This window comes from Nocardiopsis codii (genome assembly GCF_036327455.1).
Classification (GTDB): Bacteria; Actinomycetota; Actinomycetes; order Streptosporangiales; family Streptosporangiaceae; genus Nocardiopsis; species Nocardiopsis codii.
Window position 1 is genome coordinate 12,730 of sequence record NZ_JAUZMY010000027.1, and the last position, 21,964, is coordinate 34,693.

Genomic DNA, 21,964 nt, shown 5'->3' on the forward strand with positions numbered 1-21,964 from the left:
TCAGGGGCACCAACCTCCCGTAGGACTCTTGCCTTCGTTCGGCAAATCATGAAGGTTCTCTCCTGAAAGCGCGCTGACCATCGCGCACTGTTGTCGCGGGACGAGACCGGCCGCCCCGGCGCCCCCGGCTCGTCCCCGTCCGCGCAGACAGAAGTCGGAAGGAGCCACGTTGGCGTCATCGCACCGGAACCGCCCCGCGTCCCGGCCCCCACGGGCCGCGGTTCTGATCCCCCGCACGGCTCTCCTCTGCGGCGCCCTCGCCGCGGTCCTCACCACCTCCCTGGTCCACGCGCCGTCCAGCGGCGCGGCCCCGCGCGCCGCCGGGGCCGACGCCCCGGACCAGGTGTGCGAGACCGACCCGCTGGCCCCTCCCAAACGGCAGATGCGCGCGGAGTGGATCGCCGGGGTCCAGAACATCGACTGGCCCAGCGAGCAGGGCCTCACCCCCCAGGAGCAGCAGGACGAACTCACCGCGCTCTACGACCGGGCGGTGGACAACGGCCTCAACGCCGTGTTCGTCCAGGTCCGGCCGACCGCCGACGCGTTCTGGCCCTCCCCGCACGAACCCTGGTCGGAGTGGCTCACCGGAGAGCAGGGCGGCGACCCCGGCTACGACCCGCTGGAGTTCGCCGTCGAGGCCGCCCACGCGCGCAACCTGGAGTTCCACGCCTGGTACAACCCCTACCGGGTGGCCATGCACGCCGACCCGGAGCGGCTGGTCGGGTCCCACCCCGCACGGCAGAACCCGGACTGGGTGTTCGAGTACGCGGGCAGGCTCTACTACGACCCGGGCATCCCCGAGGCCCGCGAGTTCGTGATCGAGGCGATGATGCACTCGGTCGAGAACTACGACGTGGACGGGGTCCACTTCGACGACTACTTCTACCCCTATCCGGTGGCCGGGCAGACGATCCCGGACGCGGACACCTTCGCCCGGCACGGCGGCGGGTTCGACGACATCGCCGACTGGCGGCGCGACAACGTCGACCAGATGGTGCAGGGCATGAGCGAGGCCGTCCACGCCGCCAAACCGCACGTCAAGTTCGGCATCAGCCCGTTCGGGATCTGGCGCAACGCCTCCAGCGACCCGGACGGCTCCGCCACCCACGGCTCCCAGTCCTACGACGGCCAGTACGCCGACAGCCGCAAGTGGGTCACCGAGGGCTGGCTCGACTACATCAACCCGCAGGTCTACTGGGAGATCGGCCTGCCCGTGGCCGACTACGCGGTCCTGGTCCCGTGGTGGGAGGAGGTCGCGGAGGGCACCGGAACGCACCTCTACGTCGGCCAGGCCGCCTACAAGGCGGGCAACGCGGGAGCCTGGTCCGACCCGCGTGAGCTCGCCCGGCACCTGGAGTTCAACCGCGACCGCCCGGGCGTGCACGGCGACGTCTACTTCAGCGCGACCTCGCTGGCCACCAACGCCCGGGAGGCCATGGACGTCGTGGTGGACGAGCACTACGCCCATCCCGCCCTGATCCCGGTCAAGGACGACCTCGGCGGAGCGGCACCGGCCGAACCCGTGGTCACCCGGGCCGTGCGGGGCGACACCGGCACCGAGCTGACCATCCGGCCCGGACGGGGCCAGGACCCCGCCTACTACGCGGTCTACGCCTTCGACGGCCCGCCCGGACGGGACGGGGTCGCGTGCGGTGTCGAGGACCCGCGCTCCATGGTCGGCACCGTGCGAGCCGCCGACGGGGAGACGGTGTTCACCGCGCCCGCGGGGGACGGAGACCGCACCTACTACGTGACCGCCCTGGACCGGCTGCACCACGAGAGCGGTGTGAGCAACCCGCGCTACGTGCGCTGACGCGGACCGCCCTCCGGAAGAGCGGCGTCCGGGAGCCGTGCCACGGGCACGGCTCCCGGACGTGCCGACCGGGCCCCGGGGCCGCGGTCCGCCCACCCCGGCCGTGACGCGCGGGCGACGGAACGGGAAGGTCCGTGACGGCCCGGCCACGGGTCGGAGAAGACCGCGCCAACTCCCGTCAGGGGGTCTGGCCGTCCGCGCTCCCGTCGGCCAGAATCGCCGGGTCCGTCCTCCACCCCGCGTAAGGACCCCGCCCAGGATGACCTCCCCCGCACGCCCACGGCACCTGCCGCCCGGACGCCCCCGCAATCCCGGACGCCCCCGCAACCCCCGCCGCCTCCCGCGCCTGCTCGCCCCGGCCCTCGCCCTGGCCGTGGGCGGCACGCTGCTCCTCCCGCCCGCGACGGCCGCCGACCCGGCGCCCGACGCCTCGGTCGTCGGCTCCCCCGCGCGCTACGTGGACCCGTTCATCGGCACCGCCGGGGGCGGCAACACCTATCCCGGGGCCGTCCGGCCGTTCGGCATGGTCTCGTGGAGCCCCACCACGACCCGCGGCGACCAGACCGACACCGGGGCCGCCAACGGCTACGCCTACGACGCCACCCGCGTCCGGGGGTTCGCGCTCACGCACGTCAACGGAGCGGGGTGCCACCCCGGGGCGGCGGGGGACGTGCCGATCATGCCGGTCACCGTGCCGGTGGACTCCTCTCCGAGCGCCGACAGCGCGGACGAGGTCTACGCGAGCGACTTCGACCACGCGGACGAGTCCGCGACCCCGGGCCGCTACACCGTCACCCTGGAGAACGGGGTCCGCACCGACCTCTCCGTCACCGAGCGTGCGGGAGCGGGCGAGTTCGCCTTCCCCGACGGCACCCCCGCGAACCTGCTGTTCCGGACCTCCAACTCGCTCAACGGCAGCGAGGACGCCGACATCAGCATCGACGAGGAGGCCCGCACGGTCTCCGGCTCCGTGCTGACGGGCTCCTTCTGCGGGCAGCGCGCCAACGGCGGGGAGAACAACCGGAGGTCGTACTACCGACTGCACTTCACCGCGCACTTCGACACCCCCTTCACGGAGGTCGGCGCCTGGGAGGACGGCGAACTGCTGGAGGGGGCCACGACGGCCTCGGGCGGGGAGGGCTACGTCCGCGACGCCCGCCGGGGCACCGGTTCCGGCGGCTACGTCGGCTTCGAGGAGGGCGCGACCGTGGGCGTGCGCGTGGGCGTCTCCTACGTCAGCGCCGAGGGCGCCGAGGAGAACCTGTCCGCCGAGATCCCCGCAGGGGAGCACGTGGACGAGGTCGCGGCCGAGGCGGAGGAGGCCTGGAACCGGCGCCTGCGCGCCGTCCGGGTCGGCGGCGGCACCGAGGACCGGCGCACCGCCTTCTACACCGCCCTCTACCACTCCCTCCTCCAGCCCAACCTGGTCAGCGACGTCGACGGGCGCTACCCGGGCATGGACGGAGAGCCCCAGCGGATCGCCGGTGACCAGGGCGCCCAGTACACGAACTTCTCCGGCTGGGACCAGTACCGGGCGCAGATCCAGCTGCTGGCACTCCTGGAACCGGAGGTGGCGGGCGACTTCGCCCAGTCCCTGCTGAACTTCTCCGAGCAGAACGGGGGCGTCTGGGACCGCTGGGTCCACATCAACGGTCCCACCCACGTCATGACGGGCGACCCCTCCGCCGCCACCCTGGCCACGTTCGCCGCGATGGGCGTGGACGGGTTCGACGCCGAGGCCGCCTACGACTCACTGCGGGCCCAGGCCACCGAACCGCACCCCGACGGGCTCTCCGACGCAGGCTGCCCGGGCCAGTGCGAGGGGCAGCGGCCCCACCTGGAGCGCTACCTCGAACTCCACTACGCGCCCCAGGACGACTGCCACTGCTGGGGCGGGGCCGCGGAGACCCTGGAGGCCTCCGTCGCGGACCACTCCCTGGGGCAGTGGGCGGACAGGCTCGGGCGCGGAACCGACGCCGCCGCGTTCGCCGAGCGCGGCGGGTACTGGCACAACGTGTTCAACCCGGAGACCGGGCACATGCAGGCGCGCGACGCCGACGGCTCGTGGGTGACCCCGTTCGATCCCGCCGGAGGCACGGGGTTCGCCCAGGGCACGAGCGCCACCTACACCTGGATGGTGCCGCACGACGTCGGCGGCCTGGCCGCGGCGATGGGCGGCCGTGAGGCCGCGGCCGAGCGCCTCGACGGGTTCTTCCGCACCCCCGACGGCGAGTGGTCGGTGGGCGGCGGGGACCCGCTCCGCTACGACCCCACGAACGAACCCGGAATCCACGCCCCCTGGCTGTACAACGCGCTCGGCCAGCCGTGGAAGACCCAGGAGACGGTGCGCGAGATCGCCGCCTCGCAGTACGGGACGGGCCCGAGCGGGCTCCCGGGCAACGACGACCTCGGCACCATGTCGGCCTGGTACGTCTTCGCGAGCCTGGGGCTGTTCCCGCAGGCGCCGGGCCGCGGGGAGCTGCTGCTGTCCAGCCCCGTGTTCCCCTACGCGCGGATCGCGCCGCAGGGGCGCCCGCCGATCACCGTGGTCGCCCGCAACGCAGGCCCGGACGCGGTCTACGTCGGGTCGGTGCACGTGGACGGGCAGCCGTACGGGCGCTCGTGGCTCCCGGAGAGCTTCACCACCGGGGGAGGGACCGTCACCCACGTCCTGGGCGCGCGGCCCGACACCGGGTGGGCGACGGGCCCGGACGACCTGCCGGTCGACCACTGACAGGCGGCCCGACCGCTCCGTCCGCCCCCGGCGAGGGCGGACGGAGCGGACGGGCCGGCGTCCGCCGGGACGCGAACCGCCACGGGCACCGCGACGACGATCGCCCTCACACCGGTCCCGCCCCCGCCGCCGTCAGCCCTCCACGGTGAAGTCCGCGCGGAGCAGGTCCGCCTTCCGCGAGGACGGCCCCACCAGCAACTCGAACCCTCCCGGTTCGACCACGCGCGCCCCCGAGGCGTCGACGATCGTGCAGTCGGAGACCGGCACCCCGATCTCGACGACCCGGGACTCGCCCGGCGCGAGCCGCACCTGCCGGTACGCCTTGAGCTCCCTGTCCGCCCACGTGACCGACGCGACCGTGTCGCTGACGTAGGCCTGGACGGTCTCCAACGCGGGCCTCGCGCCCGTGTTGGACACGGTGACCCGTGCTCGCACGGTGTCCCCGGCGCCGACCACGGGCTGCGGGATCCGCAGGTCCGCGTACTCGACGGTCGTGTAGGAGAGGCCCTCGCCGAACACGAACGCCGGGCGCTGTGTGAGGTCCGCGTACCGGTCGCCGTGCTGGCCGCGCACCTGGTTGTAGAACGTCGGCTGCTGTCCGGCGTGCCGCGCGAAGGAGATCGGCAGGCGACCCGAGGGCTCGACCAGCCCGAGCAGCAGCTCGGCGACCGCACGCCCGCCGCGCATGCCCGGATTGGACGCGTACACCAGGGCGGCGGCGTTCAGCGCCGAGTCCGGGAGCACGAGCGGCTTGGAGGCGATCACGACGACGACCATCGGGGTCCCGGTCGCCGCGAGCGCGTCGAGGAGCGCGACCTGGCCGCCGACGAGTTCGAGGGTCGCGGTGGACCTGCCCTCGCCCACGAGCTCGATGCGGTCGCCGACCACGGCGACGACGTAGTCGGAGTCCTCGGCCGCAGCCACGGCCTCGCGGATCATCTCCGCGTCGGGTGCGGAGGGGACCACCACGGGGGGACGCGGCTGGCCGTCGGGGTAGAACTCGCCCTCCGGATCCGGCACGAGCCCGAGGATGTCCGCGCCGCGGGCGTGCCGTACCTTCCACCCCTGCGGGGAGTGGTCGCGCACACCGTCCAGGACGGTCTGGATCATCTCGCGCGGGTGCCCGTCCGGGAGCCAGCCGACCTGGCCCGAGGAACCCGCCCAGTCGCCGAGCTGGGTCTGCGGGTCGTCGGCGTTGGGGCCGACGACGGCGATGGTGCGGGGCCGGGCGTCCGCGGGGGCGTCGGCCCGCCCGGAGGCGTCGGTGCGGAACCCGCCGTCCAGGGGCAGGGTGCCGTCGTTGGCCAGCAGGACCAGCGAACGGCGGGCGACCTCCAGGTTCAGTGCGGTGTGCCCGGGTGAGCCGATGACCGCGGCCTGGCGCTCCGGGTCGGGGTGGCGCGGGGCCTCGAAGAGCCCGAGCTCGAACTTGAGCATGAGGATGCGGCTGACGGCGGCGTCGATCTCCGCCTCGGTGAGCGTGCCCTGGGCGACCGCCTCCTGGGCGCCCTCGAAGAACCCCGGAGTGGTCATCACCATGTCGTTGCCCGCGCGGACCGCGGCCGCGGCTGCCCGGGTGTGGTCGGCGTACACGCGCTGCTCCCACACCATGCGGCCCACGTTGTCCCAGTCGGTCACGAGCGTGCCGGTGTACCCCCACTCGCCGCGCAGGACGTCGTTGAGCAGCCAGTCGTTGACCGTGATCGGCACACCGTCCGTGGACTGGTAGCCGAGCATGAAGGTGCGGCAGCCCTCGCGCGCGACCCTCTCGAACGGGGGCAGGAACCATGAGCGCAGCTTGCGCCGGGAGATGTCCGCCTCGCTCGCGTCCCGGCCGCCCTGTGTCTCGGAGTACCCGGCGAAGTGCTTGGCGCACGCCAGGATCGCGGTCGGGTCGTCCAGGCCCTCGCCCTGGTAGCCCCTGACCATCGCCGAGGCCATCTCCCCGATGAGGAAGGGGTCCTCGCCGAAGGTCTCGCTGACACGCCCCCAGCGCAGGTCGCGGGCGATGCACAGGACCGGGGAGAACGTCCAGTGGATGCCGGTCGCGGCGACCTCGACGGCCGTGGTGCGGGCGACCCTCTCGACGAGTCCGGCGTCCCAGGTCGCCGCCATGCCGAGCTGGGTCGGGAAGATCGTGGCGCCCTCCCAGAAGGAGTGGCCGTGGATGCAGTCCTCGGCGATCAGGAGGGGGATGCGCAGCCGCGTCCGCTCGGTCAGCGCGGCCGCCTCCAGGACGAGTTCGGGGGAGGTGTGCAGGATCGAACCCGCGTGCATGTCCTCGATGAGGGGGCGGACCCCGTCCCTGGCGTCGAGTTGCAGCATCTGGCCGATCTTCTCGGGCAGCGTCATGCGCCCGAGGAGGTCGGAGACCCGTTCTGCGTGGCCCAGCGCGGGATCGAGGTAGGGAAGAGGTGCGTTCAACGGGATTTCTCCTGCGGCGTCGGCGTGGGAGGTGTCTGGTCGCGGGTTCGTGTCGGCGGTGGCGGTGGCTGTCACGGACAGGAATGGGAACGCTCCCACGGGCACTCTCCGTGAGAGCTGTCCTTCTCGGCACGGGGGCGGCCGGTGTCCGGGACCCGGGGGCCCCGTCCCACGGGTCGGCGCGCTCCGCGTACGGTCGTACGCTACGGCAGTCCCCGCCACCCGCGTCAAACCGGGGGCCGCGACGTACCGGGTGCCACCGGTGGGAGGCGCGGACCAGCGGACGCCGCCCCGGACCGGCCCGGCCGCGTCGCCGGGGCACGGGCGGGACCCGCGCAGACCTCACCGCGGCGCCACCCGCGGCTTACCTCCGCACCTGTGATCGCTCACTCCTCCGCCACTGACCCGGGCGCCGGGGCCCCGCGTAGTGTTCAGCAGATCGCCCGGAGCCACCGGGCAACCCCGCAGGAGGGAACGCACCGATGAGGAAATTCGCCTACCGCATCGCCGCCAGGCTGGGCATCGTCGACAGCGAGCGCCTGACCCGTCCCTACATCTACTACTAGGCCGGTCCCCCTTCCGGACCCGGGCCCCGCTCCGGTCCGCCCGTACCCCCGGACATCCGCGGACGCACCGCAGAGCGGTACCCCCGGCGCCCCCGGAGTCCCACGGGCACCCGAACCCCCCGAGGCCACGAGACGGTCCGGTGGACAACCCCCGGTGTCCTGACCCCCGTCGCTCCCAGGGCCCGTGCCGATCCTCCGGGGCACGGGCCCACCGCCACCCAGGACGGACCCGATGCCGGCCACGTACACCGCCCCTCCGGGGCCCCGGGGAGGACGCGGCACGGCCAACGCCGCCGACTACGCCCTGGACCCCCTCGGCTTCCTCACCCGGGCGGTGGGCGAGTTCGGCGACGTCGTCTCCCTCACCCCCTCCAACGTGCTCCTGGCCCACCCCGACGACATCGGCCGCGTCCTCGTCGACCGGGGCGAGAACGTCGTCAAGATCAGCGACGGCACACGGCGGGGGCCCACCGGTTTTCCCCTCGCCATGATGAACAGCGAGGGAGCGGACTGGGAGCGCAAACGTGCCCGGCTCCGGCCCGCCTTCCGCAGCGAACGCCTCGGACAGCTGGAGCAGGCCGCGCGCGAGGGCGTCGCCCGCACGGTCGGATCGTGGGCCGACGGGCAGACCATCGACGTGCACCACGAGATGTCCCGCCTGGCCATGCTGGTGGGCGCGGCCCACATCGCGGGCCGAGAACCCGGTGAGCACGGAGAGGCCCTGGCGCGCGCGGTGGCGGCCATCATGCGGCTCACGTCGTCACCGCGCCTGCCCGCGTGGCTGCCGACCCGCGTCAACCGCGACCTGCGGCGGTCCCTGCGGGCCCTGGACGACACCCTCGCGGCCCTGGTGCGGGAACACGGGGAGGGCGGTGCCGGGACCGCCCTGGACGCCCTCCTCGCGGACGGGCCGCCCTTCGCGGAGGTCCGGGACGAGCTCGCCACCCTGCTGATGTCGGGCTACGAGACCACGGCGGACGCCCTGACCTGGCTCCTTCACCTTCTGGGGCGCAACCCGGGGGCGGTGGCCCGGATGGGGGAGGAGGGATTCGCGTCCGCCGCGGCCAAGGAGGCCATGCGCCTCTACCCGCCGGCGTGGGTGATGAGCCGGGAGACCGTGCGTCCGTTCGAGGCGGGCGGGCACATCCTCCCCCCGGGGACCGTCCTGGGCCTCAGCCAGTGGGTGACCCACCGCGACGAGCGGTGGTTCCCGGAGGCGGGGGAGTTCCGCCCCGAGCGCTGGCTACCGGGCGGGTCCGGGCCCGCCCACCGCTACGCCTACTTCCCCTTCGGGGCGGGGCCGCGCGGATGCGTCGGAGCGTCGATGGCCCTGCGCGAGGTGCGGGTGATCGCCGCGGAGCTGTGCGCGAGGATACGACTGGAACCCGTCGATCCGGAGGCGGTACGGCCGCGTCCGGCCCTGGCACTCCAGCCCCTGGGGGTGCGTGCGGTGGTCCGGACGGTGTCGCCGGGCTGAGCTCGCCGTCCGGTGCGCCCCCGACCTGCCCCTTGGCCGCACCGGACCTGGCGCACGCCGTCGGCGCCCGCTACCGTCGGGCGCCGACCAGGAAGAACGGGATCGCGACGAACAGTCGCCCGTCCTCGGCGCGCCCGCGCTGTTCGTCGGCCCACACGGCCGCCCGCTCCGCGCGGACCGCTCCCGCGGCCACCGCCGCGGACGCCAGCCCGAGGAGCATCGGCAGGACCTCGGCGTCGGTGAAGAGCAGCACGCTCCCCTCCACCTCCACGCGCCCGAAACCCGCCTCCAGCAGCAGGGCGCGCTGGCGGCGCGGTGCACGGGAGTCGGGCATGCCGTCGGCGTAGGAGGCGACGATCGCGCGCGTGAGCCCCGGATCGGCCGAGTCCACCATGTACGCGTCCCAGTCCTGGCCGAGCAGGACGAGGCGGCCCCCCGGGGCCAGGACCCGCCGGGCCTCGGAGAGCGCGCGGGCGGGGTCGCCGAGGGAGTGGTACACCTTCTCCGCCCGGTAGCCCTGGACGCGGCCGTCGGGGAGCGGGAGCGCGTAGGCGTCGCCCCGTCGGAACTCCGGACGGGGGTGGCGCTCACGGGCCGAGCGGAGCATGCCCTCGTCGAGGTCCACCCCGACCACGTGCGGTCCCTCGGCGGCGATCTCCGCCGCGGCGCGCCCCGCACCGCAGCCCACGTCCACGACGGTGTCCTCCGGGCCCGCCCGGAGGAGTTCCCGAGCGCGTGCGCGCAACCCGACCGCCTCCGGTGTCAGGTCGAATCGGTCGAGCCGGGCCAGAAGCCGGCCGGTGTCCGGAAGGTCGGGAGTCGGCATGGGAGGGATTGTGCGGCCTCGCCGCCGGCACGGCAAGACCCCCTCCCGGTCCGGCGGCGGCGCGTGCGCACGGGCTGTGGGCCGACCAGCGCCTTCCCGGGAAGGACCGTGCGGCCCCGCCGGGGGAGCGCGGGGGACGGCCCCGGCAACGGCGGCGCCCCGCACACCGGCGGTGTGCGGGGCGCGGCGGGAAGGGGTCACTCCGAGGGTTCGGGAAGCGCAGGGCATTCGATGGTCGGGTTGACCCCCATGTAGTTCAGGGGTCCCACGAAGATCGTGCCCACGGTGTGGCCGAGGTTCGAGCACGAGGCCTCCTCCGGGCTGAACAGGCCGCGTTGGAACGAGGCGACCAGCCCGATGAGCAGCCACAGGACGACGAACGTCGAAAGAACGATCCTTACGCGCACTCTCTGCCTCCAAGGGGGGTGAGCTGACGAGGCGGCGTTGCTTCGACAGGACCCTACCCGCGAGACGAGACGTTTCACCTGCTTGTTCCCGCGCAGGCGGCGCGTCGCCCGGAAAGGGGCTCAGGGCCACACGTCGAAACGCCACCGTGTGGGCCCGTGCGGCAGCTCCCCGCTCGGGAACGCGAACACCGTCGACGGCGCGACGCAGAACACCCCGTAGGGCGGCGGGCCCGCGGTCGGCGCCCCCTCGGGGCCGGTCAGTTCGCCGTCACCGGCCACCGGGGCCCAGCCGTGGCGTGCGGCGTACGCCTCGGCGACCCTCACCAGCCGCTCGGGGTCCCGCACCCGTTCGACGGCCCCCTCCACCACCACGTCCATCCGACCCGTGCCGAACGCCAGGCTCACCTCGGGCGAGGCGGCCATCAGGCGCGACTTGGCCGACTCCTGCCCCGAGGCGAAGCAGGGCCGGCCGTCCACCCACACCACCAGCACCGGGCGCGTGTGCGGGCGGCCGTCCGGTCGGGCCACGGTCAGCCAGTACGTCCCGGCGGTCTCCTCCAGGTGGGGGAGCACCTCCGCCCACACGCCGGGCGGCTCACCCGTCAGGGACTCGGCACTGGGATCCGGAAAGGCGAACACGGCACACTCCTCTGGGCTCTCCGACGTGGGCGGACCAGGGTAGTGGGCCGCGCCGACATTCATGCGGCGGAGGGCGCCACCCGCCGGGCGCGCAGGGAGAACCCGGCGAAGACCACGGCCGCGCCGACGGCGGTGGCGAGCATGACCGCGGTCATGCTGGACAGGGTCACCGGACCGGCCATCCCCGCGGTGGCGGCGAGGCCGGAGCCGATCCCGAACTGGAGCGTGCCCAACAGGGCCGAGCCGCTTCCGGCGATCCGGGGCGGCTGTCCGTTCAGGGCCAGCGCGGTCGCGTTCGGCGACACCAGGCCGGTGAACACCATCATCGCGAACAGGGCGGCGGTCACCGTCACCAGGTCGGCGAGGCCCGCGGTGTCCAGCACCGCCAGGGCGGCGACCGACAGGATCGACCCGCCCAGCCCGAGCATGAGGCGACGGTGGATCTCCACCCGCCGGATCAGGAACGCGTTCACCTGGTTGCCGAGGATCATCCCGAGCGTGGTCACCGCGAACACCAGGCTGAACTCCTGGGCGCTGGCCCCGAACCCGGACTGCGACACGAAGGAGAACGTCGAGATGTAGGTGAAGCTCATCCCGAAGCTCAGCGCGAGCGTGAGGGTGGGTCCCGTGAAGCGGACGTCGCGCAGCAGGCCGCCGAACACGCGCAGCTGCGCGCGGGGGCTCACCCGCCGACGCTCCTCCGCGGGCAGGCTCTCGGGCAGGCCGAACAGGACCAGGGCGAAGGTCAGCAGGCCGGCGCCGCCGAGCACCCCGAACAGCAGCTGCCAGGAGCCGAGGAGGAGCAGCTGGCCGCCGAGCACCGGACCGAGCATCGGGGCCAGACCGGCGAGCAGTACGAGCCGTGAGAAGAAGGTGGCGGCGGCGTCGCCGTCGAACACGTCGCGCACGATCGCCCGGGAGACCACCAGGCCGGCCGCCGCGGACAGCCCCTGGAGGAAGCGCAGCGCGCTGAACGCCTCCACACCCGACACCAGCGCGATGGCGAACGTGGTGGCGGTGAACACGCCGATACCCGCGAGGAGCGGGAGACGCCGCCCCCACCGGTCGCTGAGCGGGCCGATGACCAGCTGTCCCACGGCGAGCCCGGCCATCACCGAGGTCAGGGTGAGCTTGACACTGGCCTCACTGGCGCCCAGGTCGGCCGAGATCTGGGGCAGCGCGGGCAGGTACAGGTCGGTGGCGAGCGGGCCCAGCGCGGACAGCACGCCCAGGACCAGCACGAGCAGCAGCGTGCGCAGCCGCGTCGGCCGGGCCCGGTCCGGCGGGGCGGTGTCCAGGACGGCGGGGTCCTGCACGGCGCCGTTGCGGACGGCGGTGTCCAGGACGCCGGTCGGGGCGCTCGTCGGGGCGCGGCGCTTCGGGCGCACGGAAAGAAGGGTCACAGGGGCTCCAGCACAGGGAAAATCGAGGACGGAGAGAACCGGGGAGGTGCTCGGCGCCGTGAACCGCCTTCGGGCGGGGCACCGTCGAGGAGGTCCCACGCGGGGACACTCCCGGCTCCAACACAGGACCGGGTCGCGGCAATCCTGGCTTTACCTGCCTGTCCGCGTGATCCGCGTTACGTGGCGTCGTGTCCTGCGGAGCCTCCGCCGCCCTCCGGGCCGCCGACGTCCGCCACCGCCCCGTGGGAGCCGGATGTGCGGGAGACCTCCGGGGCGACCGCACGTGCGGATGCACGGCGAACGCGCACGTGCGCCGTCACATCCCGAACCCTCCCACCTGCGGTCCTTCGCACGAGCGTGGCCGATTCCGGCCAATTGCGCGGTTCCGGGCGTCCGGTGGTCGATCCTGGTCACGTCGTCCCGGAGGGCGGTCCGGCCGCCCCGTGTGCCGGATGTCCCCTTTTCTGCTGTGGAAGCGGACGTTCTGTGCCGGATGTACCTCCGAAACGTGCGTGTGTCCCGGTTTCCTCACCTCGTCGGAGCGCAGCCAGGACACTTGGTATCTCCGTTGCGAACCAGAAGTCAGGGGGGCCACATGTCGTTTCCTCCGCTGGACACTGCGCTGCCTGCCGGGGCCGACGCCCGCGAGCACGCGCTCATGCTCCGCCGGGTGCACGAGGCCTCGCTGACCGGACGTCCCGCGCCCGCACCTCTGCGTCCGGTCATCGAGGACTCCTGGGGTCGGATGCGCGGCTTCGGCATCGATCCCGACAGCGCGCCGCCCCCGCGGGTGGCCCGTGTGGACGAACTCCAGCGCAACCGCGACGCCTCCCCGATCGCGGCGGTCCTGCCGCTCATCCGCCGGTCGCTGGTCTCGGTCGCGGACGAGGCCGACCACATCATGCTCGTCGCCGACTCCTCCGGCCAGGTCCTGTGGCGGGAGGGCTCACACCGCATGCGGTCGGTCGGCGACCGGGTCGGCCTGGTCGAGGGAGCCTTCTGGAACGAGGGGAGTACGGGGACCAACGCCATCGGCACCGCCCTGGTCGTGGGCCGCCCCGTCCAGGTCTACTCGGCCGAGCACTTCGTCCGCAGCCTGCACGCCCTCACCTGTGCCTGCGCGCCCATCCACGACCCCCGCGACGGGCGCCTGCTCGGAGCCATCGACGTCACCGGACCCGTCTCCACCATCCACCCGGCTACGCTCGCCCTGGTCAGCGCCGTGGCGCAGCTCGCGGAGGCCCACCTCCAGGGGATCCACCACACGCACCTGGAGAGGCTCCGCTCGGTGGCCGCGCCCCTCCTGGCCGGGATGAGCGAGCGCGCCCTGGTCGTCGACGACGCCGGGTGGACGGCCGCCGCCGTCCACATGGAACCGGTCCGCAGGGTCCTGCTGCCCACGCAGCGGGACACCGGGACGGCCTGGCTGCCCGCCCTGGGGGAGTGCGCGCTGGAACCCCTCCCCGGGGGCTGGCTGGTCCGCCCCCGCCCGGAGCGGGAGGGAGGCGGCGCCACGGTCACCCTGGACCTGACCCGCTCCGCCCCCACCGTGGCCGTGGCCGGAGCCAGCGGGGAGTGGACGCACAGGCTCACACCGCGCCACGCGGAGCTCCTGCTGTTGCTGGCGGGCCACCGCGAGGGGCGTTCGGGCGCCCAGCTGTCGCATGCCGTGTTCGGCGCGGGCGGCCACGTCGTGACGGTGCGCGCCGAGCTGTCGCGCCTCCGCCGCCACCTGGGCGGCATCATCGAGAGCCGCCCCTACCGGTTCAGCGAGGAGGTCCTGGTGCGGGTCGTCGCCCCGCCCTCGCCGTCCGACCTGTTGCCCGGGTCGGTGGCGCCCGGGGTACGGGACCTCCGCGCGGCACTGCAGTCGGACGACAGGCCGGTCGCCCTGCGCGACATCATCGCAACCTAGTGCAACCGTTGCGGCCCGTTCGCGGGTGCGGTGGACTGTGCTTGCGCGGCCCCGACCGGGGCCGGCCGCCGGGTCAGAGAGGGCTCGGGGGCCGGGGACCGGTCCGCCTGCACGTTCACGACCTTCGGGCCTTGAGGGGGGCCACGGGGAGGAACGTACGTGCTGCAGGGCCCAGGCGATCCTCGGGGTATCGGGGGAGCCCCCGGGGTCACCGCGCACCGTGGCGGGACGTCCCCGAGGTGGTCTCCTCGGGACGTCCCGTCGCATCGTCCGCGAGGGCCGGTGCGGTCCGGGACCGCGGGCGCTACTCGTTGGCCTCCTCGACGTTCTCCGTCTTCTCCTGCCCCGCGTCCTCCCCGCCGGGTACCTGTTCCTCGGCCTTGTCGGCGTCCTTCGCCGCGGGGGAGCACTGGAAGCAGTCCATGGCGAAGACCTCCTCGCCGTCGACGCTGCCGGTGAAGCTTCCCGGAAGGCTGTCGTCGCCCGCCTCGCGCTCGGCCATCGCCGCGCGCAGGAGCCGACCCACGAAGACGGCCTGCGCGCCGTCCTCCGTCTCGCCGGTGCAGTGGACCTCCAGTTGTCCGCCGCGCGGCTCGGGGGAGGCGGGCGCCTCGAACCCCTCCGTCCCGGCGGTCCGGCTCACGCCCGGGGTGTCGGCGTCGGACGGCGGCGCGGACGGGTCGCCCTGCGGGCGGCTGCCGCAGGTCAATCCGCCCGGGACGGGGTGCCCCTCGCGGGCGAAGGCGCGCTCCGCCCCCGGTCGCAGGACCGTCGCGGACAGGGCGTCGGCCGCCCGCTCCAGCTCCACCTGGGCCGCGTCGGCCTCCACGTCGCGCGCGCCGGTCGAGCAGGACGTCGCGAGCACCCCGCCCAGGACGAGCACGGCGAACGGAACGGTGACGGCGGTCGAGCGGACTCTCATGGCTTCCCCCTGGATTGTCGGACCGGATGTGGCCCCACAGGCGCGTGTCCCACGCAACCAATGTCACTGATGGGAAGGATGGGATCTATGTCCGACTCAGGTGAAAAGCGTGAACAGTTCCTCATATTCTCGCCATCCCCGCGTGAGTCGTCGCCGTGAGGTGGGTAGCCACGTGAAGGACGATTCGGGGCGAAACGGATGGAGGTGGTCGGTGTGGTGAACAGCACGGAAGGCTCTTCCCCCCGGCCCCGCGCCCGTGGGCTGGGCTACACTCAGCACATTTGCCGAACCGTGTTCACCCACGGTTCGACCGACCCGACCGTCTCATCCGGCCCCGGCGGCCCAGCCGCCACGGGAACACCGTGTGAACCACTGGGGCGTGAGGGGCGTCGTACCGGCAGACCACACCCGGGTCCCGGTCGACACCCCGCCGACCCTTCAGACCGTCCTTCCTTCGGAGGTGGACCGTGTCCGCTGACCACCGAGACCAGCAGCCCGCGCAACAGGGCTCGCGTATCGACCCCCACGTCGGCCGCTACGCACGTCGAGCACAGGGCATGGTCGCATCCGAGGTCAGGGCACTCTTCGCGGTGGCGTCCCGGCCGGAGATCGTCTCCCTCGCGGGAGGGATGCCCAACGTCGCGGCCCTCCCCCTCGACCAGATCGGCGAACTGGTCCGGGACGTCGTCTCCGAGGAGGGCGCGGCCGCGCTCCAGTACGGATCGGCCCAGGGCGACCCCGTCCTGCGCGAACAGCTCTGCGACTACATGACGCTCGAGGGCATCACCGCCAGCCCCGAGAACGTCATCGTCACCGTCGGCTCCCAACAGGCGCTCGACCTCATCACCCGCGTGTTCGTCGACCCGGGCGACATCGTCCTCACCGAGGCCCCCACCTACGTCACCGCGATCAACACCTTCGCCGCCTTCCAGGCCGACATCCGCCACGTGGCCATGGACGACCAGGGCGTCCTCCCCTCCGAACTGGAGGAGGCCCTCGTCCGCGCGGAGCTGGACGGCCGACCGGTGAAGTTCTTCTACACCGTCCCCAACTTCCAGAACCCCGCCGGCATCACCATGAGCGCGGAGCGGCGCGCCCAGGTGGTCGAGGCCTGCAAGCGCCACGACGTGCTCATCATCGAGGACAACCCGTACGGCCTGCTGCGCTACGACGGCGAACCCCAGCCCACCCTGTACTCGCAGAACGAGGGCAACGTCGTCTACCTCGGCTCGCTGTCCAAGACCCTCTCCCCGGGACTGCGCATCGGCTGGGCGCTCGCGCCCGCCGCGGTGCGCGCCAAGCTCGTCCTGGCCGCGGAGTCGGCGATGCTCAGCCACTCGACGTTCAACCAGCTGGTCGTGCGCCGGTACCTCAACACCTTCCCGTGGCGCGAGCAGATCAAGGTGTTCAACACCATGTACAGCGAGCGCCGCGACGCGATGCTCAGCTCGCTGACCGCGATGATGCCCGACGGGTGCACCTGGACCAGGCCCGAGGGCGGGTTCTTCGTCTGGGCGACCCTGCCCGAGGGCATCGACGCCAAGGCGATGCTCCCCCGGGCGGTCGCCGAACGGGTCGCCTACGTTCCCGGCACCGGCTTCTACGCCGACGGCCGGGGACGCGACAGCATGAGGCTCAGCTTCTGCTACCCCACCTCCGAGCAGATCCGGGAGGGCGTTCGGCGCCTCGTCGGAGCCATCGAGGGGGAGGTCGACCTGCGTGATACGTTCGGCACCACCCTGGCCCCGAGCACCGAGGGCCACCAGGCGCCCGCCCCCGACCTGCCCTGACACCCCCGAGCAAGGGCTTCAAGCACCATGACCGCAGCACAGAAGGAGGTCCGCGCCGTGGCCGACCTTGACCGGGTCCTCGTTCTCGCGGGAGGACTGTCCCCCGAACACGAGGTGAGTGTCCACTCCGGGCGCAGCGTCGCCGAGGCGTTGCGCCGACTGGACGTGGAGGTCCAGGTCGCCGACGTGGACTCCACGCTGCTCGACCGGCTCGCCGAGGATCCGCCGCAGGTCGTCTTCCCCGTCCTCCACGGGTCCGCCGGCGAGGACGGAGCCATCCGCGAGGTCCTGGAACTGGTCGGTGTGCCCTACGTGGGCGCCCGGCCCTCCGCCTGCCGCCTGGCCTACTCCAAGCCCGCCGCCAAGGCCCTGCTCGCCGAGCAGGGCGTGCGGGTCGCCCGCGGTGCCGCGCTGCCCAAGTCCGCGTTCCACGACCTGGGCGCCCCGGCTCTGCTCAACCGGCTCGCCGAGCGCCTGGGACTGCCGCTGTTCGTCAAGCCCGACAGGGGCGGATCGGCCTTCGGCGCCGCCCCGGTCGCCTCGGTGCAGGACCTGTCGGCGGCCCTGGTCTCCTGCTTCGCCTACAGCGACTCCGCCCTGGTGGAGGAGCAGGTCCAGGGCACCGAGCTCGCCGTGGGGGTCCTGGACACCGGCGACGGCCCGGTGGCCCTGCCGCCGGTGGAGATCGTGCCGGACGGAGGGGTCTACGACTACGCCGCCCGCTACACCGCCGGTCGCACCGAGTTCTTCTGCCCGGCCCGCCTGGACGCGGACGCCGTCGCCGCCGCCAAGGAGGTGGCGCTGACCGCGCACCGCGTCCTGGGACTGCGGGACTTCTCCCGCACCGACCTCATCGTGTGCGCGGACGGCCGCCCCACCTTCCTGGAGACCAACGTCGCGCCGGGGCTGACCGAGACCTCCACGTTCCCGATGGCGGCGGCCGCCTCCGGCCTGGACTTCGCGGTCGTGTGCCGCGAACTCGCCCACCAGGCGCTGATGCGCGGCTGACCCGCGCCGACCTGCCACGGGGCCCCGCCGGAACGATCCGGCGGGCCCCGTCGCGTTCCCGGACCCGGCGCACCGCGCGGGGGACGGCTCCCCGGGGACGGCGAGCGCGTCCACGAACGCGCCCCCGCGCCCACCGTGACGGGCGCCCGGGGACCGCGTCGCCCCGCCCCGGACAGGGGTTCCGGACCTCAGACCGGGGGGACCCCCAGCGCCCGTTCGAGCACGTCGAGCACCGTGGCGCGGAGCAGGTCCACCTTGTACCCCGTGGAGGGGAGCGGGGAGCACAGCTCGTCCAGGTCGGCCAGCGCGCCCGCCACCTCCGGGCCCGGTGCTTGTCCGGGGAGCGACCCGACCAGGGCCGACTCCACCCCGGGCAGCCTCAGCGGGGTACGGGCCACACCGCCGACCGCCACAGCGGCCCGTGTCACAGGGCCCGCGCCGTCCCGCCCGCACTCCAGCCGGACCACGGCCTCCACCAGCGGCCACTCCGACCGGGACCGGCCGGTCGCCCGCCGGTACGCTGCGCGCTCGCCCCGCACGGGCGCCGGGAGCGTCACCGCCACCAGCACCCGGCCGGGCGCCAGCACGTGATCGCGGGTGGGATCCGACCCGTCGTACAGGTCGGCGAGGGGCGCCTCAGCGGTCGAGGGGGATCCGGACGCGTCCGGACCGGCCCCGTCGCCCCCGGCGACCAGCACCGACGCGTCGTACACCAGCAGGGCCGCCGCCAGAGACGACGGGTGCGGCGCCGCGCACGGGCCCTGGTCCACGACCACCCCGTACAGGTGGTCGCCGGTCCGCGCGGGGCAGGAGTGCCCGCCCGTCTGGAAGCAGTCGAAGGCCGGGTTGCGCAGGTACCAGCACCGGTTGCGCTGCAGCAGGTTCCCGCCCAGGGTCGCGGCGTCGCGCACCTGCGGCGTGGCCAGGACCCGCGCGGTGGCGGCCAACGCGGGGTAGGCCTCCACCAGCCTCGGGTTCGCGGCCAGCTCTCCGACACCCGTCATCGCGCCCACCCGGACGGAGCCGTCGGGGCGCCAGTCCACACCGCGCAGTTCGCCCACCCCGGTCAGGTCCACCACCGGGGCGGGGCCGAGGACGCCCGTGCCCAGGCAGGCGGTCAGGTCGGTGCCCCCGGCGCGCGGGAGCGCACCCGTCCGGTCCAGGCCGGCCAGCGCCTCGACCAGGGTTCCGGGCCTTGTGACGGCGGTCATCGCAGTCCTCCGATCAGTCGGTCGGGCCGGATCGGCAGCTCGTGCGGCCGCCAGCCGGTGGCGTCGTGCACGGCGTTGGCCAGGGCCGCCGCCACGCCGACGACCGACACCTCGCCGAGGCCGACCCCGCCGCCCGTGACGTGCTCGAACCCGCCCTCGTGGAAGTACACCTCGGTCTCGGGCACGTCGCCCATCCCCGGAATCCGGTAGTCCTCCATGTTGTCGGTGAGCAGCACCCCCGTGACGGGGTCGTGGCGCCGCTCCTCGAACAGCGCGTACCCCACACCCTGGACGACGGCGCCCTCGCACTGGTTGCGGGCGAGCCGTTCGGCGTACACGCGTCCCGCGGCGATCCCCGCCCAGCACCGGGTCGGCCGCACCGCGCCCAGGAGGGTGTCCACCTCCACCTCCATCACGTGGACGGCGCCGCTGAGCCCCCTGCCCAGGGCCAGGTCGCCCGCCATGTTCGGGGAGAGCTGCCCCCAGCGGTCCCGGCTGCGCCCGCCCGTCACCCGTACGCCCTCGGAGGAGACGAGGGCCTCCTTGAACGCGTGCTCGGGTACCGGGCCGACGGCGGGGAGGGACGGGGAACGCTCCCTCAGCGCGGCGCGCAGACGGTCGGCGGCCTGCACCGCGGCGGGCCCCATCGACGTGGTCGTGCGCGAGCCGTACGACCCGGTGCCGTGCACCGGGCCGCTACGGCCGATCTCCACCCGCAGCCCCGACGCGGGAACCCCCAGCCGGTCGGCGACCGACCCGGCGAGCACCGTGCGGATGCCGGTGCCGATGTCCTGGGTCGCCGAGCGCACCACCACCGCGCCCCCCTCCACCGACAGCTCGACCTGGGCCTGCGGGGCGATGAGGTACATCCAGTTGGCCGCGGCCACGCCCACACCGCGTCGGAAACGGCCCGTGCGCGGTCCGCGCGGCCGGTCCCGCCACAGGTCGAGCCGCGCCGCGCGCTCGTAGAGGGCGCGCCGCTTGGGGTTGCCGTCCCAGCGGGCCCGCAGGGCCAGGGGGTCCTCGCCCAACCGGAGCGCCATCGCGTCCACGGCCTGCTCCAGCGCCCACGCCATGGGCGGCCCGCCCGGGCCGCGCATGGGCATGCCGGGGGGCAGGTTGGTGACCACGTCGAAGTCGCGGACCCGTCGGGGCGCGCGCCCGTACATCAGGAACGCGAGCGCGGCCGTCGAGGAGCCGACCGACACGCCGCCCTCGCCGACGGAGTCCACGCTCATCGCGGACAGGTTCCCGCTCCGGTCGGCGAGCAGCGCCACACGGGTCCTGGCGCCGGGACGGTGCCCGGCGTCGGTCAGTTCCTCGGAGCGGTCGAACACGACCCGCACGGGGGCGCGGGCGATCCGGGACAGCTCCACCGACGCCACGATGTCGGCGGACAGGGCGTTCTTGGCCCCGAACCCGCCGCCGACGAACTCGCTGACGACGTGCACCCGGTCCGGCGGCAGCCCCCAGTGCTGGGCGGCCCGCTCCGCGGTCTTGGCCACGGCCTGGGTGGACACGCGCAGGTACAGGTCGCCGCCGGGCTCCCAGGAAGCCACGCACACGTGCGGTTCCAGGGGGTTGTGCGCCTGGGAGGCGGTCGTGAACTCCCCGGAGACCAGTAGCGGGTCACCCGACCGGGCTGCGCGGCGCAGACGGCGCACGGCGGTGGGGCCGCGCCAGCTCAGGGTGCCGGGACCGCGCACGTTGCCCTTCCAGGGGGCCGGGGGAGTGGGGGCCTCGCCGTAGCTGGGCGCGGCGGCGCGCTCGTCCCGGGTCGTGTAGAGGACCGGGGCCCCGGGCGCGCGGGCGGCGTCGGGGTCGAGCACGGCGGGCAGCGGGTCGTACTCGACCCGGACGGCTGCCGCGGCCGCACGGGCCCCGCCGGGGGTCGGCGCGGCGACGGCGGCGATCGGCTGGCCGACGTAGCGGACGGTGCGGTCGTCGCCGAGCAGGTCCGTGAACACGGGGGTGTCCTCCGGGACGGCCGCCGAGGCCCCCGCGGCGCCCTCCGCGGGGCCCCCGGGATCCGGTGCGCGGGTGCGCGCGGCTCCCGGGTGGACGGCACGCACACGGGCGTGGGCGTGTGCCGAGCGGACGATCACGCCCTCCCAGTGGCCGCGGGGCGCCAGGTCCGCGCTGAACCGGGCCCGGCCGGTGACCTTGTCGACGGCGTCGCGGCGGGGCGGCTCCCGGTCGGGCACGGCGTCGAACTCGCCGGCGCAGGCGGCGGCCACGGCGGCGAAGATCCCCTCGTAGGCGCCGCAGCGGCACAGGTGGCCGGAGAGCGCGTCGGCGATCGTGTCGCGGTCGGGGCGGCGGTCGCCGTGGTCGGCCCGCCAGGTGTCGACGAAGACCGAGGCGGAGACGACGAACCCCGGAGTGCAGTAGCCGCACTGGAGCGCGTCGTGGGCGGCGAAGGCGTGCTGGACGGGGTGGGTTCCGCCCAACCCCTCCACCGTGGTGACGGTGCGGCCGGCCAGGCGGTCGGAGGGCAGGAGGCAGGAGACGGTGGGGGAGCCGTCGACGAGGATCGTGCAGGCGCCGCAGACGCCGCTGCCGCAGGCGATCTTGGTGCCGGTGAGGCCGAGGCCGTCGCGTACGTGCTCGGCGGAGGTGGTGTCGGGATCGCGGGGTGCGGGGTGCCGTGCGCCGTTGACTGTGACGTCGTCCATGGATGTCCGTCCCTGGTGCGCATGAAAGTTGTCAATGTCAACTTAGGGGCGGTTCCGGCGCACTGTCAACGGCATCCGGGCGGTGTCCCGGCGCGGCCGCGGGCGGGCGGCCGACGGGCGTCGCCCGCCTCCGGCGGCCCGGGCGCCGGAGGTC

At 74.1% G+C, this 21,964-nt stretch carries 15 protein-coding genes; 7 read left to right on the forward strand and 8 right to left on the reverse strand.

The annotated features are described in order from the left end of the window. Window positions 1-169: 169 nt before the first annotated feature. Together Q8791_RS23780 and Q8791_RS23785 are read left to right on the forward strand one after the other, a co-directional pair. Entirely contained in the window at window positions 170-1,813 is a 1,644-nt protein-coding gene (locus tag Q8791_RS23780) for a glycoside hydrolase family 10 protein (RefSeq protein ID WP_330094011.1), read from the forward strand. A gap of 259 nt (window positions 1,814-2,072) precedes the next feature. After that, window positions 2,073-4,547 (forward strand): GH92 family glycosyl hydrolase, encoded by a 2,475-nt coding sequence (locus Q8791_RS23785; protein WP_330094012.1) that lies wholly within the window; start codon window positions 2,073-2,075, stop codon window positions 4,545-4,547. A gap of 132 nt (window positions 4,548-4,679) precedes the next feature. Here the strand turns inward: Q8791_RS23785 and Q8791_RS23790 are convergent, their stop codons facing one another. Beyond that, window positions 4,680-6,971, reverse strand: coding sequence for an exo-beta-d-1,3/1,6-glucosidase (locus Q8791_RS23790; protein WP_330094013.1), 2,292 nt, complete (start codon window positions 6,969-6,971; stop codon window positions 4,680-4,682). A 482-nt stretch (window positions 6,972-7,453) separates the two neighbouring features. Between Q8791_RS23790 and Q8791_RS31875 the strand changes: the two genes are divergently transcribed. After that, complete coding sequence (locus tag Q8791_RS31875) at window positions 7,454-7,537, forward strand: cittilin family RiPP precursor (RefSeq protein ID WP_378777890.1); 84 nt, start codon at window positions 7,454-7,456, stop codon at window positions 7,535-7,537. A gap of 232 nt (window positions 7,538-7,769) precedes the next feature. Beyond that, a complete protein-coding gene (locus Q8791_RS23795) occupies window positions 7,770-9,014 on the forward strand; it encodes a cytochrome P450 (protein ID WP_330094014.1) in 1,245 nt (414 codons plus the stop codon). 70 nt (window positions 9,015-9,084) lie between these two features. On the opposite strand, the gene Q8791_RS23800 is transcribed toward Q8791_RS23795, so the two are convergent. The 4 genes from Q8791_RS23800 to Q8791_RS23815 form a co-directional block, all read right to left on the reverse strand. Further along, the gene (locus Q8791_RS23800) at window positions 9,085-9,840 is read right to left on the reverse strand and encodes a methyltransferase domain-containing protein (RefSeq protein WP_330094015.1); all 756 of its coding nucleotides are present in this window, start codon (window positions 9,838-9,840) and stop codon (window positions 9,085-9,087) included. A gap of 197 nt (window positions 9,841-10,037) precedes the next feature. Further along, on the reverse strand, window positions 10,038-10,247 hold the full coding sequence (locus Q8791_RS23805; protein WP_330094016.1) for a hypothetical protein: 210 nt from the start codon (window positions 10,245-10,247) through the stop codon (window positions 10,038-10,040). A gap of 120 nt (window positions 10,248-10,367) precedes the next feature. Further along, the gene (locus Q8791_RS23810) at window positions 10,368-10,886 is read right to left on the reverse strand and encodes a pyridoxamine 5'-phosphate oxidase family protein (protein WP_330094017.1); all 519 of its coding nucleotides are present in this window, start codon (window positions 10,884-10,886) and stop codon (window positions 10,368-10,370) included. A 59-nt stretch (window positions 10,887-10,945) separates the two neighbouring features. Further along, window positions 10,946-12,289 carry a multidrug effflux MFS transporter gene (locus Q8791_RS23815; RefSeq protein ID WP_330094018.1) on the reverse strand — a complete coding sequence of 448 codons (1,344 nt, stop codon included), beginning with the start codon at window positions 12,287-12,289 and terminating at the stop codon, window positions 10,946-10,948. Window positions 12,290-12,884: 595 nt separating this feature from the next. Here Q8791_RS23815 and Q8791_RS23820 point away from each other — a divergent pair. Beyond that, window positions 12,885-14,204, forward strand: a complete 1,320-nt coding sequence (locus tag Q8791_RS23820) for a helix-turn-helix domain-containing protein (protein ID WP_330094019.1) — start codon at window positions 12,885-12,887, stop codon at window positions 14,202-14,204. Between the two features lie 304 nt (window positions 14,205-14,508). On the opposite strand, the gene Q8791_RS23825 is transcribed toward Q8791_RS23820, so the two are convergent. Further along, a complete protein-coding gene (locus tag Q8791_RS23825) occupies window positions 14,509-15,126 on the reverse strand; it encodes a hypothetical protein (RefSeq protein ID WP_330094020.1) in 618 nt (205 codons plus the stop codon). Between the two features lie 557 nt (window positions 15,127-15,683). Between Q8791_RS23825 and Q8791_RS23830 the strand changes: the two genes are divergently transcribed. Continuing rightward, window positions 15,684-16,916 carry an aminotransferase-like domain-containing protein gene (locus Q8791_RS23830; RefSeq protein WP_330094082.1) on the forward strand — a complete coding sequence of 411 codons (1,233 nt, stop codon included), beginning with the start codon at window positions 15,684-15,686 and terminating at the stop codon, window positions 16,914-16,916. A gap of 27 nt (window positions 16,917-16,943) precedes the next feature. Next, the gene (locus tag Q8791_RS23835) at window positions 16,944-17,924 is read left to right on the forward strand and encodes a D-alanine--D-alanine ligase family protein (RefSeq protein ID WP_330094021.1); all 981 of its coding nucleotides are present in this window, start codon (window positions 16,944-16,946) and stop codon (window positions 17,922-17,924) included. A gap of 188 nt (window positions 17,925-18,112) precedes the next feature. On the opposite strand, the gene Q8791_RS23840 is transcribed toward Q8791_RS23835, so the two are convergent. Then, window positions 18,113-19,135 (reverse strand): FAD binding domain-containing protein, encoded by a 1,023-nt coding sequence (locus Q8791_RS23840; RefSeq protein ID WP_330094022.1) that lies wholly within the window; start codon window positions 19,133-19,135, stop codon window positions 18,113-18,115. Further along, window positions 19,132-21,810, reverse strand: coding sequence for a molybdopterin-dependent oxidoreductase (locus Q8791_RS23845; RefSeq protein ID WP_330094023.1), 2,679 nt, complete (start codon window positions 21,808-21,810; stop codon window positions 19,132-19,134). The genes Q8791_RS23840 and Q8791_RS23845 overlap by 4 nt, the downstream gene beginning before the upstream one ends. Window positions 21,811-21,964: the final 154 nt, after the last annotated feature.

Excerpts from the sequence above, each read along its gene's own strand:
- Q8791_RS23825 (WP_330094020.1), bottom strand. The coding sequence starts at position 15,126 with ATGAGAGTCCGCTCGACCGCCGTCACCGTTCCGTTCGCCGTGCTCGTC.
- Q8791_RS23820 (WP_330094019.1), top strand. The coding sequence starts at position 12,885 with ATGTCGTTTCCTCCGCTGGACACTGCGCTGCCTGCCGGGGCCGACGCC.
- Q8791_RS31875 (WP_378777890.1), top strand. The coding sequence starts at position 7,454 with ATGAGGAAATTCGCCTACCGCATCGCCGCCAGGCTGGGCATCGTCGAC.
- Q8791_RS23795 (WP_330094014.1), top strand. The coding sequence starts at position 7,770 with ATGCCGGCCACGTACACCGCCCCTCCGGGGCCCCGGGGAGGACGCGGC.
- Q8791_RS23785 (WP_330094012.1), top strand. The coding sequence starts at position 2,073 with ATGACCTCCCCCGCACGCCCACGGCACCTGCCGCCCGGACGCCCCCGC.
- Q8791_RS23845 (WP_330094023.1), bottom strand. The coding sequence starts at position 21,810 with ATGGACGACGTCACAGTCAACGGCGCACGGCACCCCGCACCCCGCGAT.
- Q8791_RS23830 (WP_330094082.1), top strand. The coding sequence starts at position 15,684 with ATGGTCGCATCCGAGGTCAGGGCACTCTTCGCGGTGGCGTCCCGGCCG.
- Q8791_RS23835 (WP_330094021.1), top strand. The coding sequence starts at position 16,944 with ATGACCGCAGCACAGAAGGAGGTCCGCGCCGTGGCCGACCTTGACCGG.
- Q8791_RS23800 (WP_330094015.1), bottom strand. The coding sequence starts at position 9,840 with ATGCCGACTCCCGACCTTCCGGACACCGGCCGGCTTCTGGCCCGGCTC.
- Q8791_RS23840 (WP_330094022.1), bottom strand. The coding sequence starts at position 19,135 with ATGACCGCCGTCACAAGGCCCGGAACCCTGGTCGAGGCGCTGGCCGGC.